Raw genomic sequence first — 13,952 nt, forward strand, 5'->3', positions numbered from 1 at the left:
TGTTAGTCCTTCTGGAGGGCCGTGATGGTTACGGCGTCGGGGGTTGTCTGGTGGACTGCCGGGACAGTGGAGCCCGGCAGCGAAGCGGCAGCGGCACCATGTGCCACGGCTTGACGGAGGCAGTCCTGTGCGGAGCCGCCCTGGGTTGCGGCCAGCAGGTAGCCGGCCAGGGAGGAATCCCCGGCCCCTACCGTGCTGACTGCTTTGATTGGCGGATGCGTGGCGAGCCACGCTCCGTCTGCGGTCACCAGGACTGCGCCCTTGGACCCCAGTGTTGCGAGAACGGCACCTACACCGCTGGCGACGACGGCGGCAGCAGCTTCGGCGGCTTTGGCCGGGTCTGCTTCGAGTTGCTCAGCTGTGGAGACGTTCGTGAAACCGGCAGCGGCGGCAAGCTCTGCGAGCTCTTCCGCGTTCGGCTTAAGGAGGTCCGGCTTGCCCAAGGCATCGCCCTCCAGGGCCGCCGCCAGCGGGGCTCCGGAGGAGTCGATGGCGATGCCGGGAGCGGCCGTTCCATCCGCGGCCGACCGGAGCCGGCGTGCGATTGTGGCGTAGAAGTCCGCAGGTACTCCTGGTGGGAGTGAGCCTGCGAGAACAACCCAACTGGCGCCACGGGAGCGTTCCAGCAACAGCCCGATCAGGGCCTCCTGCTGTTCACCACTCAGCTCCGGGCCGGGTTCGTTGATCTTGGTGGTGACGCCATCCGGTTCGGTGAGCGTGACATTGCTGCGCAGCGCCTGACCGATGGGCAGGGCCGCAAACGGCACGCCGCCGTCGTGCAGTCCGGAAAGGACAGGATCGGCGTCCGCGCCCGGCAGGACTGCCAGCGTTTCGAGGCCGGAGGCCACGAGCGCCCGCGAAACGTTGACGCCTTTTCCGCCGGATTCCTGGTGGACGGCGACGGCGCGCTGCACCTCGCCGCGGGCCAGGGCGCCGGGGAGTTCGACGGTGCGGTCCAGACTGGGGTTGGCCGTGAGGGTGACGATCATGCGACCACCACGTCTACGCCGGCGTCGGCCAAGGCCGCCGAAAGTTCAGCCGAGGGCTGCTGGTCAGTAATCAAGGTGTCGACATCCTTCAGTGTGGCGAACTGGACCAGGGTTTCGGCATCCAGCTTGGACGAGTCGGCCAGGGCCACAACGCGGCGGGCAGACTTGACGAAGGCCGCCTTCACAGCGGCTTCCTCGGGGTCGGGCGTGCTCAGCCCAAAGACGGCGTGGATCCCGTTGGCGCCCACGAATGCGATGTCCGGCCGGAGCCTGTAAGCGGCTTCGACTGTGGACTGCCCGACGGCGGCCTGGGTCAGCCCGCGGACACGACCCCCCAGGATCTGGAGCGCCACCCCCTGAGTCGAGGAGAGCTTGCCGGCGATCGGGATGGCGTGGGTGATCACCACCAGCTCTTCCTTGCTGCTGGCCGACGGGGTCCGCTGGGCCAGCAGCTCTGCGAGGGTCTCCGTGGTGGAGCCCGCGTCCAGGAGAATGCTGCCCGTGGTGGGTTCGGGGATCAGTGCGAGGGCTGCGTTGGCGATGCGGAGCTTTTCGGCCTGGCGCTGCACAGCACGCTCGAGGATGCTTTCCTCGCGGGTGCTGAGGCGGTCGGAGGGCACGGCGCCGCCGTGGACCCTCCGGAGGTTTCCGGAGACTTCAAGGGCTGCGAGATCGCGGCGGATGGTCTCAGTGGTGATGCTGAAACGATCGGCGAGGTCGGTGACGCTCACCCGTCCGCGCTCTGCGACGAGTGCGGAGATCAGTTGTTGGCGTTCTTCAGCGAACACTTACCCTCCATTGCGGTAAAGCTGGATTATCGATGCAGCCACTTGAGTGATTGCTGTCACAACGATGTGGAATTGATTGACTCTATCTTTGTTTGTGTTGGTAAGTCAATAGAAAACCAACACAAACGCAGATTGATCCTGCCTGAAACGCAACGGGATCCGGGCACGAAAAAGGGCATGCCGCGCTCCCTGTAGCGCGACATGCCCTCCTATCGGATCCTGGCTGGGGGAATTCTGCCGGGATCCGGTACTTGGGTGCGAACCGTCCTAGGTGGACGGCGGGTTCCCCGGTCCTGGGCTGCCCGGCCTTGGGCTGCCTGGCCTTGCGGGTGGTGGGACGGCCGGGTCCGGCGTGGGTTCCGGGACGGGTGGTGGGCCTGGTTCAGGCAAGGGAACGGGCTCGGGCGTTGGGCCGGGCTCCCGAGGCGGGGCTGGTTGAGCCGGGTCTGGAAAGCCGCTCGCCATCAAGCGCTCTTTTTCCGGGGCAAGTGGGCCGGCCTGAGACTTTCCGGGGCACTGGACGGGTACCGGCTGGAGTCCCATCCGGAGCTCCTGTAGTCGATGGGCAGGTTGTCCGGATCCGGAGGATCGGGCAGCTTGTGCCTGCCGGACCGTCCATACTGGCCAAGGCTCCGCGCCTTGCTGGATGACTCCCTCTTGTGTGATTCCGCGTGCATGCTATCCCTTTCGGTAGCTCCAGAACTACTGCTTCTCTCCATGGCCGCACCGTTGCGGTCAGTCGGGAATTTCCATCCGGAAGCCGCAATGGCATCCAAGGATTCGTGTGTTGATGAGGACCTCGTACATCCGCAACTGGCCCCCTGGCTTCAAAACCAAAGGGGTTTGTATCCTCCGGAGTTCGCAACTGCTGGTCTTCATGGGTTCGCCGCAGTGAAGATACTGACCACCGAACTGAAGTACGCCTTGGGTGATGCCGGGTCGGTTGAGTACTGCAGCCACCCGTTGGACCGAGGCAATCTGCTGGTAGGAGTACCGGCAGGCGTGACACTCATATGCCACATCCACCATGTTGGGCGCCGGTGGATAGTGGGACTGGATCGAATTCACCAGGAGATGCTTGTCCGTATTGCACCGGGCGCACCAAAGGGGCTCGTCAGGCGGTTGGTGGGCTTCATCCGGAACTCTGGACGCTGGCTGGGCCGGCATGGGTCTGTACCTCGGCATCAAAAATGCGGGTAGCCCGTCTGCATGAGCTGAAAAGCCTGTCCTGGGAACGCGGGACTGTAGCTAGATTGTGCACATAGGTGCACCACATATGCAAGGATTCTGATGTCATTCCCTGAAGGGGTGACGGGGAGCTTCCCCCCGATCGTAAACTAAGGCATGGACGAAATGAACGTTGAATTGGCGCTGCCTGAACCTGCCCCGGCGCCCGACGATGTTTCGGTACCTGAACGGCTTCAGGACCTTGTTATCGACAGCGAGGACGTCGGTGGATTCCTCGGAGATCTCGCTGTATTTTCAGCCGCGGCAGTATCGGCAGCCGTAGGCCTGAACGTGCATTGCGGCATTACCCTGAGCCGGCGGAGGCGTACGGCCACGGTGGCCGGCAGTACCCATGAAGCCAGGCTGATCGACGAAGTCCAGCAGGCTTACGGCGACGGTCCTTGCCTGGAGGCGATGCGGACGCACTCCACCGTGCATGTGCCCGATACGTCCACCGAGTTGCGTTGGCCGGACTACTGCAAAGTCATCGCGGACCGTGGCCATCTTTCCGCCCTCTGCGTTCCCTTGGAGCTGGATGAAGGAGCTACGGCCGCCCTGAACTTTTTCGCTCCGCAGGCCGGCGCCTTCAGTGATGCCATCATCAAGGACTGCGAGCTGTATGCCAGCCAGGCGGAGCGCTCGTTGCGTCTCGCTGTCCGGATCGGCGTGAAGCAGCAGCACGCCGACGACCTGAAGGACGCTATGCAATCGCGGACCGTTATCGATCTGGCCTGCGGCATTATCATGGGGCAAAACCGCTGCAGCCAGGACGAGGCTTTCCAGATCCTCAAGAAGGCTTCCAGCACCCGGAACCAGAAGCTGCGCGACGTTGCCGAGGGGTTGGTCAAGAACGTGGCCAAGGAGTCGCCCGTCGCCCATTTCGAGCCCTGATGCCCTTCGAGCCGCAGGCCCTTGGCCGTTCCGCGACTTGTGACCCACGCCACTGGTGAACTACATTTTAGGTGGGTTAAGCAGATAGCCTTTGGAGCCTCATGACGTGGTGCCATCCCGAATGGCCCAAAAACTGCACTCTCAGCCGAGGTCACTATCGACCGGCTGGCAGCTTCAACGCATGTTGGCTCCTTGTAGTAGCAAAGGAGAATGGCAATGACGCTTGGATCCCTTCCTGTCCCCAAACCTTCACGCGGTTCGACGACTGTGCCCGCTGTGACCGAAGCACGGCCCTGGTGTACGGTCTGCGCCACGGATTCCTACATTTTCGTGGAGACGGTGGTGGAGGCAGAACCACACCAGTCGGAAGTGGTCGACGTCAGCTACACCTGCAGCGAATGCGACACGTTCTATGCCCACCCCGTCCGCCTGGCGACGCTGGTCCCGGCAATTCAACAGGAATTTCTTTCCACCGCCGCAGCAGGGCTGTGGTTCAGCTGCACCCACTGCGGCGATCCAATGACACTGGGCCGGCCTGCTGAACGCGTGATTGAGGCTCCCCGGAGCACGGACGATCCGGAAAGCCCGAATCTTCTTGAGGTGTACTTGCAGACCCAAGTGCTGCATTGCCGTTGCGGTTTCCAAATGGAGGTTCCACGCCACATTGGATAACCGCTGCTTCTGAATAACCATGGCGGGAGGGTGATCGTGCGTACGTTTGGAGTGGAGGAAGAACTGCTGATCGCCGATCCTTCGGACGGCATGCCTTTGGCCCTCGCGGCCGACATATTGGACGTGGCAGCGGCGCAGAATGGGGATGCCACGGATGATGCCGCCTCGCTGAAATCAGAATTCAAGCAGGAGCAAATCGAAGTCAACTCACGCCCGTGCCGCACTGCGGCCGAACTCAGGGCTGAGATTCGTGTCGGCCGATCCTTGTCCGACAAGGCGGCAAGGACGCTGGGTGCGAGGGTGGCAGCCTTGGCCACACCGCCTGTTTTTCATGCGACACCCACTGTGGGAAATCAGCGATACGCTGCCATGGGCACTGAATTTGGCCTGATTTCACGCGAGCAACTCACATGCGGCTTCCACGTCCATGTGTCCATCGAGTCAGCCGAGGAGGGCGTTGCGGTCCTGGATCGCATGCGTCACTGGCTGCCCGTCCTGCTGGCCTTGAGTGCCAATTCGCCCTTCTGGATGGGGACAGACACCGGCTTCGCGAGCTACCGCACGCAGATCTGGAACCGCTGGCCCACGGCAGGGCCTATGGACGTCTTCGGCTCGGGCGATGGCTACCGGAACGTGCTTGAGGCGCTGCTGGGCACCGGTGTTCCCATGGACGAGGGCATGATCTACTTCGATGCCCGCTTGTCCCGGGGCCATCCCACTGTTGAGCTCAGGATCGCAGACGTGTGCCTTTACGCCGAGGACGCGCTCACCCTGGCCGTCATCGCGCGTGCCTTGGTGGAGACTTCGGCGGCTGAATGGCGGCGCGGCGAGCCGCCGTCGAGCGTTTTGACGCACGTGATCCGTATGGCCAACTGGAAGGCCAGCCGTTTCGGTATCAACCGCGAACTCCTGCACCCGCTGGAGCAGGCCCCCGTCGCAGCCCCGGAGGTCGCCGGCGCCTTGCTGCGCCACATCAGGACGGCGCTGACCAAGACCGGAGACCTGGCTGTCGCCCGGGCAGGCGTGGCCACCATCCTCCGCCGCGGTTCCGGCGAGCGGCTGCAACGCCAGGCCTATGCGCGCCGCAAACGCCTCTCGGATGTCGTGACGGCCGCGATCGCGTCCACGCACCAGGATGGCGAACTTTCCGACGCCGGCTTGCTGAGCCTCTGACGACGAAAGGTTCGACGACGGCGGCCTGGTGGATCGCCGTCGTCGAACCGTTTGTATCGGGTCGGGGCAGTTAGCCCTGGTTGATGCGGATCATGTTGCCTGATGGGTCGCGGAACGCGCAGTCGCGCGGTCCCCACGGCTGCTCGATGGGCTCCTGGAGGACTTCGGCTCCGGAGGCGCGGAGCTTTTCGAAGGTGGCGTCGAGGTCGTCCGTGCTGAACACGAGCATCGGCATGACACCTTTGGTGAGCAGTTCCTGGATGGCGTCGCCGTCGGCCTGGGAACGGCCTGCATGCGGCGGGGAGAGGACCAGTTCGAGGTCCGGCTGGGCGTCGCTGCCCAGCGTCACCCAGCGCTGGCCATCGGAACCGACGTCGTTGCGGACCTCCAGGCCCAGGGCGTCGCGATAGAAGGCGAGCGACTCATCGACGTCGTTGACAGTGACGTGTGCGTACTTCAATGAAATGTTCATGAATCACACGCTATTGCAGCTTTGACGTGGTTGCTTCTTCAATCCTGCTCAGGTTGTTGTTGCCTTTTCTGTCCGGGCGCGTGTGCTGTTTGGCGATGCAGTTGGGCATGGCCTTGACTGCTTGATGCTCCCGGGATCGGTACTCGCTGGGCGTGATTCCCACGATTTCGGTAAAGCGGCTGCTGAAGGAACCCAAGGATGTACAACCAACCTCCATGCAGGCGTCGGTCACGCTGGTTCCCGCGCGCAGCAAGGCCATGGCCCGCTCGATCCGCCGCGTCATCAGGTAATTGTAGGGCGATTCCCCATATGCTGCCTTGAACTGGCGGGAGAAGTGCGCCGGGGACATGAGGGCGCCGGCAGCCATGGTGGGCACATCCAAAGGACGCGCGTACTCGCGATCTATGAAATCGCGGGCGCGCCGCAGATGGGCCAGGTTGGCCAATTCCTGCGGAGTCATGGCGTCAGTCTACTAGGCTCGTGCCCATGGATTCAGTGGTCTGGTCAAAGCCCGAAAACCAGCGCAAAGGCACCCCGCTGCTGGTGATGCTTCATGGTTACGGCACCAGTGAACAGCGCATGGTTGACCTATTTGACCGGCTGCCTCCGGCCTTCACCTGCGCTGCGTTGCGCGGACCAAAAGTCATTGGCGACCACTACGGCTGGTTCCTGCTGGACTACTTCCTGACCAACGACTTTGCTGACGTGATCACCTCCACCAACGCGGTGTTCGACTGGATCAACTCCGTGAAGGACAACCACAGCAGCGTCAGCTTGCTGGGCTACTCGCAGGGCATGGCCATGGCCAGCACGTTGCTGCGGTTACGGCCCGAGTCTTTCAAGGCAACCGTGGGACTGTCCGGTTTCGTCCTGGACAACGACCTCCTGGCCCTGAGTGAATCGTTCGACACGCCGCCTCCCTTTTTCTGGGGGAGGGACAAGGCGGACCCTGTCATCAACGAGGACGCAATAGCCCACACGGAGGAGTGGCTGAACGCCAACACGGCACTGACGGCCCGCACCTACCCGGGGATGGGACACAGGATCGAGCCGGCCGAACTGGTCGATGTCAGTGCATTCCTCAAGTTCTACGTGCTCGGTTAGCCGTGGATTAGAAGGCATTCCCGTCCCGCAATCAAACCTGTGGTGAGATTCGCGTCACATTTTCGCATTCAACCGCACTCTATTGAATGACAAAATTGTAAGCGCTTACACTTTTGGCTGTTGTCCCGCTCCGGGACATCCGCCAAGGCGTCAGTCGGGAATGGAAAGGGTTGAGGCCGTGTTGCATGGTTAGGTCTGACAGGGTGACAATCCAGGACGTGGCCGTCCTGTCCGGATTATCTATTTGCACCGTGTCCCGGGCACTCAGGAAACTCCCCAACGTTTCCGAAAAGGCCCAGATGAGAGTGGCTGAGGCCGCAAGCAAGCTCGGCTACAAAGCCTCGGCGGCTGCCTCCAGATTGGCCGGCGGAAATACAGGGTCCGTGGCCATCGTCGCCCGCACCGCTACGTCGTGGTTCTTCGCGCAGGCTGTGGAAGCGGCGGAGGAAGTCCTCGGTGACAGCGGCTACGACACAGTCCTGATCAGCCTCCGGAACAAAGCCAGTGTCCGCAGGCAGTTCTTCGGGAACCTGGAAAACCTCGCCCAAAGGGTGGACGGGCTGCTGTTGCTCAACATTGACCCCAGCCCCGAAGAGATGGAAGCGTTGGAAGCCTGCGGACTGGCGGTGGCCAGCGTAGGCATGCGAAATGTTCCGTGGGACAATGTAGGTATCGATGACGAACACGCGGCCTGGCAGGCAACCCAACACCTGCTGGACCTGGGCCATTGGGATCTGGCGGTTCTCTCGAGTGCTGAACCCGTTCTGAACGACGTCCCAAGATTCCGTGGCTTCCGCCGTGCGCTGGATGAACACCACCTCACCGTCCACCCGGACCTTGTGGTCTCCTGTGACCCCAGCATCGACGACGGGCGACGCGCCATGGCTGAGCTCATCACGCGTGGCGCCCGGCCCACAGCGGTGTTCGCCCATTGCGACGAGGCTGCATTCGGCGCCATGACCGCGCTGCGCGAGTACGGTTTGTCCGTGCCGAAGAATGTGTCCGTGATCGGGATAGACAACCATCCCATGAGCGGGTTCCTCGGACTCAGCACCGTCGCGCAACCGGTGGCTGACCAAGGCGCCTTCGCGGCGAACCTGCTGTGTGAACGACTCCTGAATAACGAAACACCCCACCAACCCTCAAACCACCTGCTCGATACCAAGCTCATCGAACGCAAAACCACGCGCCACAAGCGCTGAACGGAACCATGCACATGACTGATCTTCGTAATGCCTGGACAGGCGCCTCAGCCCTTTTGTTCGACCTCGACGGCGTGCTGACGCCGACTGCAGTGGTGCACGAGCAAGCGTGGCAGGAACTGTTCGACGGCTATCTGTCCGGAATCGGGCACCTTGATGGCTACCAGGAGAGCGACTACTTCGACCACATCGATGGCAAGCCACGCTTCGATGGCGTCCGGGACTTCCTGGCCTCCCGTGGCATCACCCTCCCCGAAGGTCCAATCGACGACGCGCCCACGAACCAGACAGTCCAGGGCCTGGGTAACCGCAAGAACGCGATCTTCAATGAGATCGTGGACACTCGAGGCGTCGAGCCCTACGAAGGATCCGTCAAATTCATCAACGCGGCCCTGGAACGGGGACTCAAGGTCGCCGTTGTTTCCTCCTCACGCAACGCACCGGCCGTGCTGAAGGCCGCCGGATTGGACCACCATTTCGAGGTGGTCGTCGACGGCCAAGTGGCCGCCGCCGTCGGACTTCCCGGCAAGCCGGACCCCGCCACCTATGTGTACGCAGCGGGTCTCCTGGGGCTGCCTGTGGAGGAATGCATCGTGGTGGAGGACGCCGTGTCCGGTGTGCAGGCCGGCGCGGGGGCTCTGTTTCATGCCGTGATCGGCGTGGACCGCGGAGCAGGCCGGCAAACCCTGCTGGACGCAGGCGCCACGCTCGTGGTCGATGACCTCTACGAACTTCTCTGACCCTACTTTTTTCGAAGGATTTCAACCGCCCATGGCACTCATCAGCTCCGATCGGCTGCGTTTCCCCTGCGAGCCCTGGAAGCTTGTGGAAAACATCCACGTTCCCGGTGACGAGGGAACTTTGGAAACGTTGTTTTCGCTTGGCAACGGCCATCTTGGCATCCGTGGTTCGCATTCCACGGCCGGAGACGGGGAACTTCCCGGCACGTTCATCAATGGCTTCCATGAGATCTGGGACATCAAGCACGCCGAGAATGCGTACGGCTTCGCCCGCACGGGCCAGCGAATTGTCTACGTTCCGGACGCGAACAACTTCACGGTTTCCATTGACGGCGAAGCCCTGAGCCTGGCCGAGTCCACGATTCTGGACTACCAGCGCAGCGTGGACTTCTCCTCGGGCGTTTACGAGGAACGCATCGTGTGGTCTTGCCGATCCGGGGCTACGGTCACCACTGTTGAGCGCCGCGCTGTCGGTTTCGATTCCCGCGGATGTCTTGGGCTGGAACTGTCCCTGTCCGCGGACCGTGACGTGTCCGCAGACATCACCTCCGGCGTCGTGAACCGCCAGGACCAGCCTGTGGAGGACCACTCCGTCCACGACCCCCGGCGTTCCGGTCGGCACGCAGGCCGGGTACTTCTCCCACTTCACCTGCACGGCGCCGATGGTTCGCTGCGCCTTGCCTGGGAAACCTCAGAGTCCCGCCAGCGCGTAGCCATGGCTGTCGACCACTGGATTTCCGCCGAGGGCCAGCCCTTCGAAACGCTAGTAGCGGAGGACGAATCATCCGTTCGCTACGTTTTGGCCATCCACGCCGGCGACGCCTTCCGTCTCGAGAAGTCGGTCAGTTACGTTGTGGCCGGCTCTTCTGACGCGGAAGACCGGGGCGAAAGCCTGGCCGCGGACGCAGAAGCCAACTTGGTGCCGTTCCCGGAGATTCTTGCGCAGAGCAAGGCGCATTACGACGAGTACTGGACCACGGCCGATGTCTCGATCGGCGGTCAGCCGGAGATGCAGCAGGCAGTTCGATGGAGCCTCTTCCAACTCGCGCAGGCCACCGCCCGTGCCGGAGTGGCCGGCATTCCCGCCAAGGGTGTGAGCGGTTCAGGCTATGAAGGCCACTACTTCTGGGACCAAGAGGTCTACCTCCTGCCATACCTGACGTACACCAACCCGTGTGGTGCCAGGAAGGTCCTCGAATCACGGCATGCGATGCTTCCGGATGCCAGGGTGCGTGCCAAGGAACTCAGTGTGGACGGCGCGTTGTTCCCGTGGCGCACCATCAACGGCCTGGAAGCCAGCGCCTACTACGCCGCCGGCACAGCACAGTTCCACATTGCCGCAGCCATCGCATTTGCTGCCAACCGCTACCAGTGGGCCAGTGGCGATGAGACATTCAGCGCAGAGCTCGGTGCCGACCTGTTGATCGAGACCGCCCGCATGTGGGCGTCCCTGGGCTTCTTCGGCAAAGACGGCATGTTCCACATTCACGGCGTCACCGGGCCGGACGAGTACACGGCCGTGGTCAACGACAACCTCTACACCAACGTCATGGCGCGCTTTAACCTCCGGGCGGCAGCCGCGCTGGAGCATGACGGCATCGCCGAAACCGAGCGCATGGTCTGGAGGCAGGCCGCGGAACGGATGTCGCTTCCCTATGATCCCCACCTGCAGGTGTTCAGCCAGGACAACGACTTCATGACCCTGGAGCCCTGGGACTGGAATACGCCCAAATCCAAGTACCCGCTGTTGCTGAACTTCCATCCGTTGGTGATCTACCGGCACCAGGTTCTCAAGCAGGCCGACACGGTGCTGGCCATGTTCCTTCAGTGGCAGGACTTCACCACTGAGGAAAAGCAGCGCGCCTTCGACTTCTACGACCCCATCACCACCGGTGACTCCACCCTGTCCGCGTGCGTCCAGGGAATCATGGCGGCCGAGGTTGGCTACGGCGATGTTGCTCTGAAGCACTTCACCGAGGCATTGTTCATCGACCTGGACAACTCCCACGGCAACACCATTGATGGCGTCCACATTGCCTCCACTGGCGGTATCTGGAGTTCCCTTGTTTGTGGCTTCGCCGGCATGCGCGACCAAGGCGATTACCTGCGTTTTGATCCCCGGCTGCCTGCTGAATGGGAAGGGCTGTCCTTCAGACTCAAAGTCCAAGGACGTCTGCTCGCCGTGGACCTGGCGCAAGGGTCTATTGCCCTCACACTCGTGGACGGCCCGGGCTACAGCGACCAGGCGTTGCAGGTGAAGGTGCGGGACTCCGACGTCAGCGTCGGTGCGGAGACCATCACGGTGGCGCTGGACGATGTTCTGGTCCCGCCGCCGTCGATCTTCCCCAGCGTCTTTCCGACGGCGGGACTTCCGATCATCCGTTAGTCGCCTCAGGAAGCATGCGAGGTGTGGTCTTCAACCAGGCCACTCGCCGCGATCTCCCGAAGCGCGTAGATGGCCTTGGCTGCTGCCTTCCTGTCCGGGAAGCAGACGGAGAGGGCCAGTTCCGTCCCGTCATCATCGACGAGTCGGACCCGGCAATCTCCGTCTGCTTCTTCGAACAACTCAAAGTGCCCGGCCACTTAGGCGACCCCCTTGCGGGTTACGGGTGTCTCTGGTGTCGCTGCCTCTTTTGCCGGCGGCTGCGTGCGGTCTTCTGAGGTTCGACGCCGGGCCAACTCGCTGTTGATCAATTCCAGGAGCGCTTGGGCCGGCTCGGAAAGGTGGTGGGTGTCCGGGGAGCCCAGCTGGTCGCAATGAAGGAGCACATGGCGGATCCGCTCGAGTTCGCGCGAAGGTACCAGGGGCCAGCGGTGAAACAGTTGCCTGACGGCTATGGCTCCCAGGAGGGCATCGGGCTTGTTGGCTGCGCTGGGCCTTCCCTGGGGAACTGTTGCTCTTCGTCGAGCTACAGAAGCCGCGGAAGCTGCTGCCCCGTGGGTTTGCATAATGGTGGCTTTGAGGGGATTGGGGGCCATCGGGACCTCCCTGTTTGAAGCGAAGGAAGCCGACTGCGTGACTTAAATGTAGCTTACAGAATGTGAGTTATGTCATGTCAATCGTTACGCCAGGTTGCCGGCATCATGGATGACCCCGCGGAACGGAACCTGCAATAGTGGCAGGATGACCGACCAGCAGGAGTTGTGGGACGAGGAAACCGCCCAACGCTACGACACTCCGGGAGAGGGCATGTTCTCCCCGGCAGTTCTCGGACCTACCGTGCAGATCCTGTCGGAACTTGCCGGGGACGGTGCCGCCGTCGAATTCGCCATAGGTACCGGTCGGGTGGCCGTGCCTCTCTCCGAAGCCGGGGTCCCGGTAAGCGGCATCGAACTTTCCCACGCCATGATCCGGCGTCTGCGGACGAAGGTGGACCATCAGGCCATCCCCGTGGTCCAAGGTGACATGGCAGAGGCGCGGATCCCGGGGGAATTCACGCTGGCTTATCTGGTGTTCAACACCATTGCGAATCTACTTACCCAAGAGGAGCAAGTCCGTTGCTTCCAGAACGCGGCACGGCATCTGGCACCTGGTGGCTGCTTCGTTATTGAGCTTTGGGTGCCGCAGCTGCGCTCGCTGCCGCAGGGACACAAAGCAACGGTGGAAGTGAGCCAGCCAGGGTACCTGTTGGTGGATACCTATGACGTTCTTCGCCAGCACGTTGTCTCGCACCACGTCCAGTTCGAGCAAGACCTTTCCAGCCGGGAGGCGCGGATAGGCCGGACGCCGCACCGCTATATCTGGCCCAGCGAATTGGACCTCATGGCCAGGTTGGCGGGGTTCCACTTGGAAGCCCGATGGGCGGACTGGGACCGAAGCGAATTCACGGCTGAATCGCGTAGCCATGTGTCGGTGTACCGGCTTAATGATCGCTGAAGCCAGGGCGGACCTGCCGGGTTCTTAGACGCGTGAAAGCTCTTGACCAGAGCCTCGACATGGTTCATCCGACCGTGGCGGGTTGGTGTCCGGGTAGGGGTGGGGCTGTGGATTGGTAGTCGTGTCCGGTGGGGGTTTGGAGTGTGAGGGTGTGGCGGGTGGTGGTGTCTGGTTCGCCGGGGGTGGTGGTCCAGCCGGGGTGTTCTTTGGTGTGGTTGCAGGCTTCGCAGAGTCCGGCGCCGTTTTCCAGGGTGGTGGGTCCGCCTTGGTGCCAGGGGATGATGTGGTCGGTGTGGCGGATGGGCGCGTCGCAGTAAGGGGTCCGGCAGGTGTGGTCGCGGGTTTCGATGAAGCGTCTGAGCCTGGGTGGGAAGAGTCTGGCTTTGGAGTCGGTGCTGATCAGGTCCCCGGTGGCCGGTGCGGTGTAGAGCCGGCGCAGCCACAGACTGTACTCAGAGTCCACGGCGGGCTGTTCTCCTCCTGCCGTTGCCTGGGCGGGGTTGGTCAGTTCCCTGGCCCACTGGGCCGGGACGATGCCGTATCCCTGGAGCCGGGCCGGTTCACTGTCGCCCTGGAACAAGGTACGGTCGGTCATGACGAGCTGAACTTCGACCCCGTTGATCCCGCCGGGCTTGCCGGTCAGACGCTCAACGAGGGTGTCGGCCATGACCTGCCCACGCGACCGTTCCACGGCGCCGGGCCGGGACCGGGCCGTGTCCGCAGCCCGGGACAAGGCCGCAAACACCGCCACGCCCTGGGCCACCGGGAGCAGCGCGGTCAACACGGTCATGGTGTCCGCGGCAGGACGCAAAGTCAC

16 protein-coding genes are annotated in these 13,952 nt (G+C 62.7%); 8 read left to right on the forward strand and 8 right to left on the reverse strand.

Annotated elements, in window-relative coordinates:
• Positions 1 to 2: 2 nt before the first annotated feature.
• The 3 genes from ACFVSI_RS11635 to ACFVSI_RS11645 form a co-directional block, all read right to left on the reverse strand.
• A complete protein-coding gene (locus ACFVSI_RS11635; protein WP_387823426.1) occupies positions 3 to 989 on the reverse strand; it encodes a 1-phosphofructokinase family hexose kinase in 987 nt (328 codons plus the stop codon).
• Positions 986 to 1,777, reverse strand: a complete 792-nt coding sequence (locus ACFVSI_RS11640) for a DeoR/GlpR family DNA-binding transcription regulator (protein WP_387823429.1) — start codon at positions 1,775 to 1,777, stop codon at positions 986 to 988. Before ACFVSI_RS11640 ends, ACFVSI_RS11635 begins: the two co-directional genes overlap by 4 nt.
• A gap of 735 nt (positions 1,778 to 2,512) precedes the next feature.
• Positions 2,513 to 2,845, reverse strand: coding sequence for a hypothetical protein (locus ACFVSI_RS11645; protein ID WP_260842453.1), 333 nt, complete (start codon positions 2,843 to 2,845; stop codon positions 2,513 to 2,515).
• A 276-nt stretch (positions 2,846 to 3,121) separates the two neighbouring features.
• Here ACFVSI_RS11645 and ACFVSI_RS11650 point away from each other — a divergent pair, with 276 nt between their 5' ends.
• The 3 genes from ACFVSI_RS11650 (at position 3,122) to ACFVSI_RS11660 (ending at position 5,740) form a co-directional block, all read left to right on the forward strand.
• Positions 3,122 to 3,895, forward strand: a complete 774-nt coding sequence (locus ACFVSI_RS11650) for an ANTAR domain-containing protein (RefSeq protein ID WP_387823433.1) — start codon at positions 3,122 to 3,124, stop codon at positions 3,893 to 3,895.
• Positions 3,896 to 4,111: 216 nt separating this feature from the next.
• Entirely contained in the window at positions 4,112 to 4,567 is a 456-nt protein-coding gene (locus ACFVSI_RS11655) for a hypothetical protein (RefSeq protein ID WP_387823435.1), read from the forward strand.
• A 30-nt stretch (positions 4,568 to 4,597) separates the two neighbouring features.
• Positions 4,598 to 5,740 (forward strand): glutamate--cysteine ligase, encoded by a 1,143-nt coding sequence (locus tag ACFVSI_RS11660; protein ID WP_387823437.1) that lies wholly within the window; start codon positions 4,598 to 4,600, stop codon positions 5,738 to 5,740.
• A 70-nt stretch (positions 5,741 to 5,810) separates the two neighbouring features.
• Here ACFVSI_RS11660 and ACFVSI_RS11665 read toward each other — a convergent pair whose 3' ends face one another.
• A complete protein-coding gene (locus ACFVSI_RS11665; protein ID WP_387823440.1) occupies positions 5,811 to 6,212 on the reverse strand; it encodes a VOC family protein in 402 nt (133 codons plus the stop codon).
• Between the two features lie 10 nt (positions 6,213 to 6,222).
• Positions 6,223 to 6,672 carry a helix-turn-helix transcriptional regulator gene (locus ACFVSI_RS11670; protein WP_387823443.1) on the reverse strand — a complete coding sequence of 150 codons (450 nt, stop codon included), beginning with the start codon at positions 6,670 to 6,672 and terminating at the stop codon, positions 6,223 to 6,225.
• A 26-nt stretch (positions 6,673 to 6,698) separates the two neighbouring features.
• On the opposite strand from ACFVSI_RS11670, the gene ACFVSI_RS11675 reads away from it, so the two are divergent.
• The 4 genes from ACFVSI_RS11675 to ACFVSI_RS11690 all read left to right on the forward strand — a co-directional run bounded on the left by ACFVSI_RS11675 (position 6,699) and on the right by ACFVSI_RS11690 (position 11,644).
• Positions 6,699 to 7,316 (forward strand): alpha/beta hydrolase, encoded by a 618-nt coding sequence (locus ACFVSI_RS11675; RefSeq protein WP_387823446.1) that lies wholly within the window; start codon positions 6,699 to 6,701, stop codon positions 7,314 to 7,316.
• Positions 7,317 to 7,501: 185 nt separating this feature from the next.
• Positions 7,502 to 8,518, forward strand: a complete 1,017-nt coding sequence (locus ACFVSI_RS11680) for a LacI family DNA-binding transcriptional regulator (protein WP_387823449.1) — start codon at positions 7,502 to 7,504, stop codon at positions 8,516 to 8,518.
• 8 nt (positions 8,519 to 8,526) lie between these two features.
• Positions 8,527 to 9,258, forward strand: a complete 732-nt coding sequence (locus ACFVSI_RS11685) for an HAD family hydrolase (protein ID WP_387823452.1) — start codon at positions 8,527 to 8,529, stop codon at positions 9,256 to 9,258.
• Positions 9,259 to 9,289: 31 nt separating this feature from the next.
• Positions 9,290 to 11,644: a glycoside hydrolase family 65 protein gene (locus ACFVSI_RS11690; RefSeq protein WP_387823455.1), complete on the forward strand. Its 2,355-nt coding sequence runs from the start codon at positions 9,290 to 9,292 to the stop codon at positions 11,642 to 11,644.
• 5 nt (positions 11,645 to 11,649) lie between these two features.
• Here ACFVSI_RS11690 and ACFVSI_RS11695 read toward each other — a convergent pair whose 3' ends face one another.
• Both ACFVSI_RS11695 and ACFVSI_RS11700 read right to left on the reverse strand, forming a co-directional pair.
• The gene (locus ACFVSI_RS11695) at positions 11,650 to 11,841 is read right to left on the reverse strand and encodes a YegP family protein (RefSeq protein WP_387823458.1); all 192 of its coding nucleotides are present in this window, start codon (positions 11,839 to 11,841) and stop codon (positions 11,650 to 11,652) included.
• Entirely contained in the window at positions 11,842 to 12,237 is a 396-nt protein-coding gene (locus ACFVSI_RS11700) for a hypothetical protein (protein WP_387823460.1), read from the reverse strand.
• Positions 12,238 to 12,382: 145 nt separating this feature from the next.
• Here ACFVSI_RS11700 and ACFVSI_RS11705 point away from each other — a divergent pair, with 145 nt between their 5' ends.
• Positions 12,383 to 13,135, forward strand: a complete 753-nt coding sequence (locus ACFVSI_RS11705; RefSeq protein WP_387823463.1) for a methyltransferase domain-containing protein — start codon at positions 12,383 to 12,385, stop codon at positions 13,133 to 13,135.
• A 64-nt stretch (positions 13,136 to 13,199) separates the two neighbouring features.
• Here ACFVSI_RS11705 and ACFVSI_RS11710 read toward each other — a convergent pair.
• Positions 13,200 to 13,952: HNH endonuclease (locus tag ACFVSI_RS11710; protein WP_387823466.1), on the reverse strand; the 753-nt coding region annotated here is incomplete at its 5' end.

This window comes from Paenarthrobacter sp. NPDC057981 (assembly GCF_042886835.1).
GTDB lineage: Bacteria > Actinomycetota > Actinomycetes > Actinomycetales > Micrococcaceae > Arthrobacter.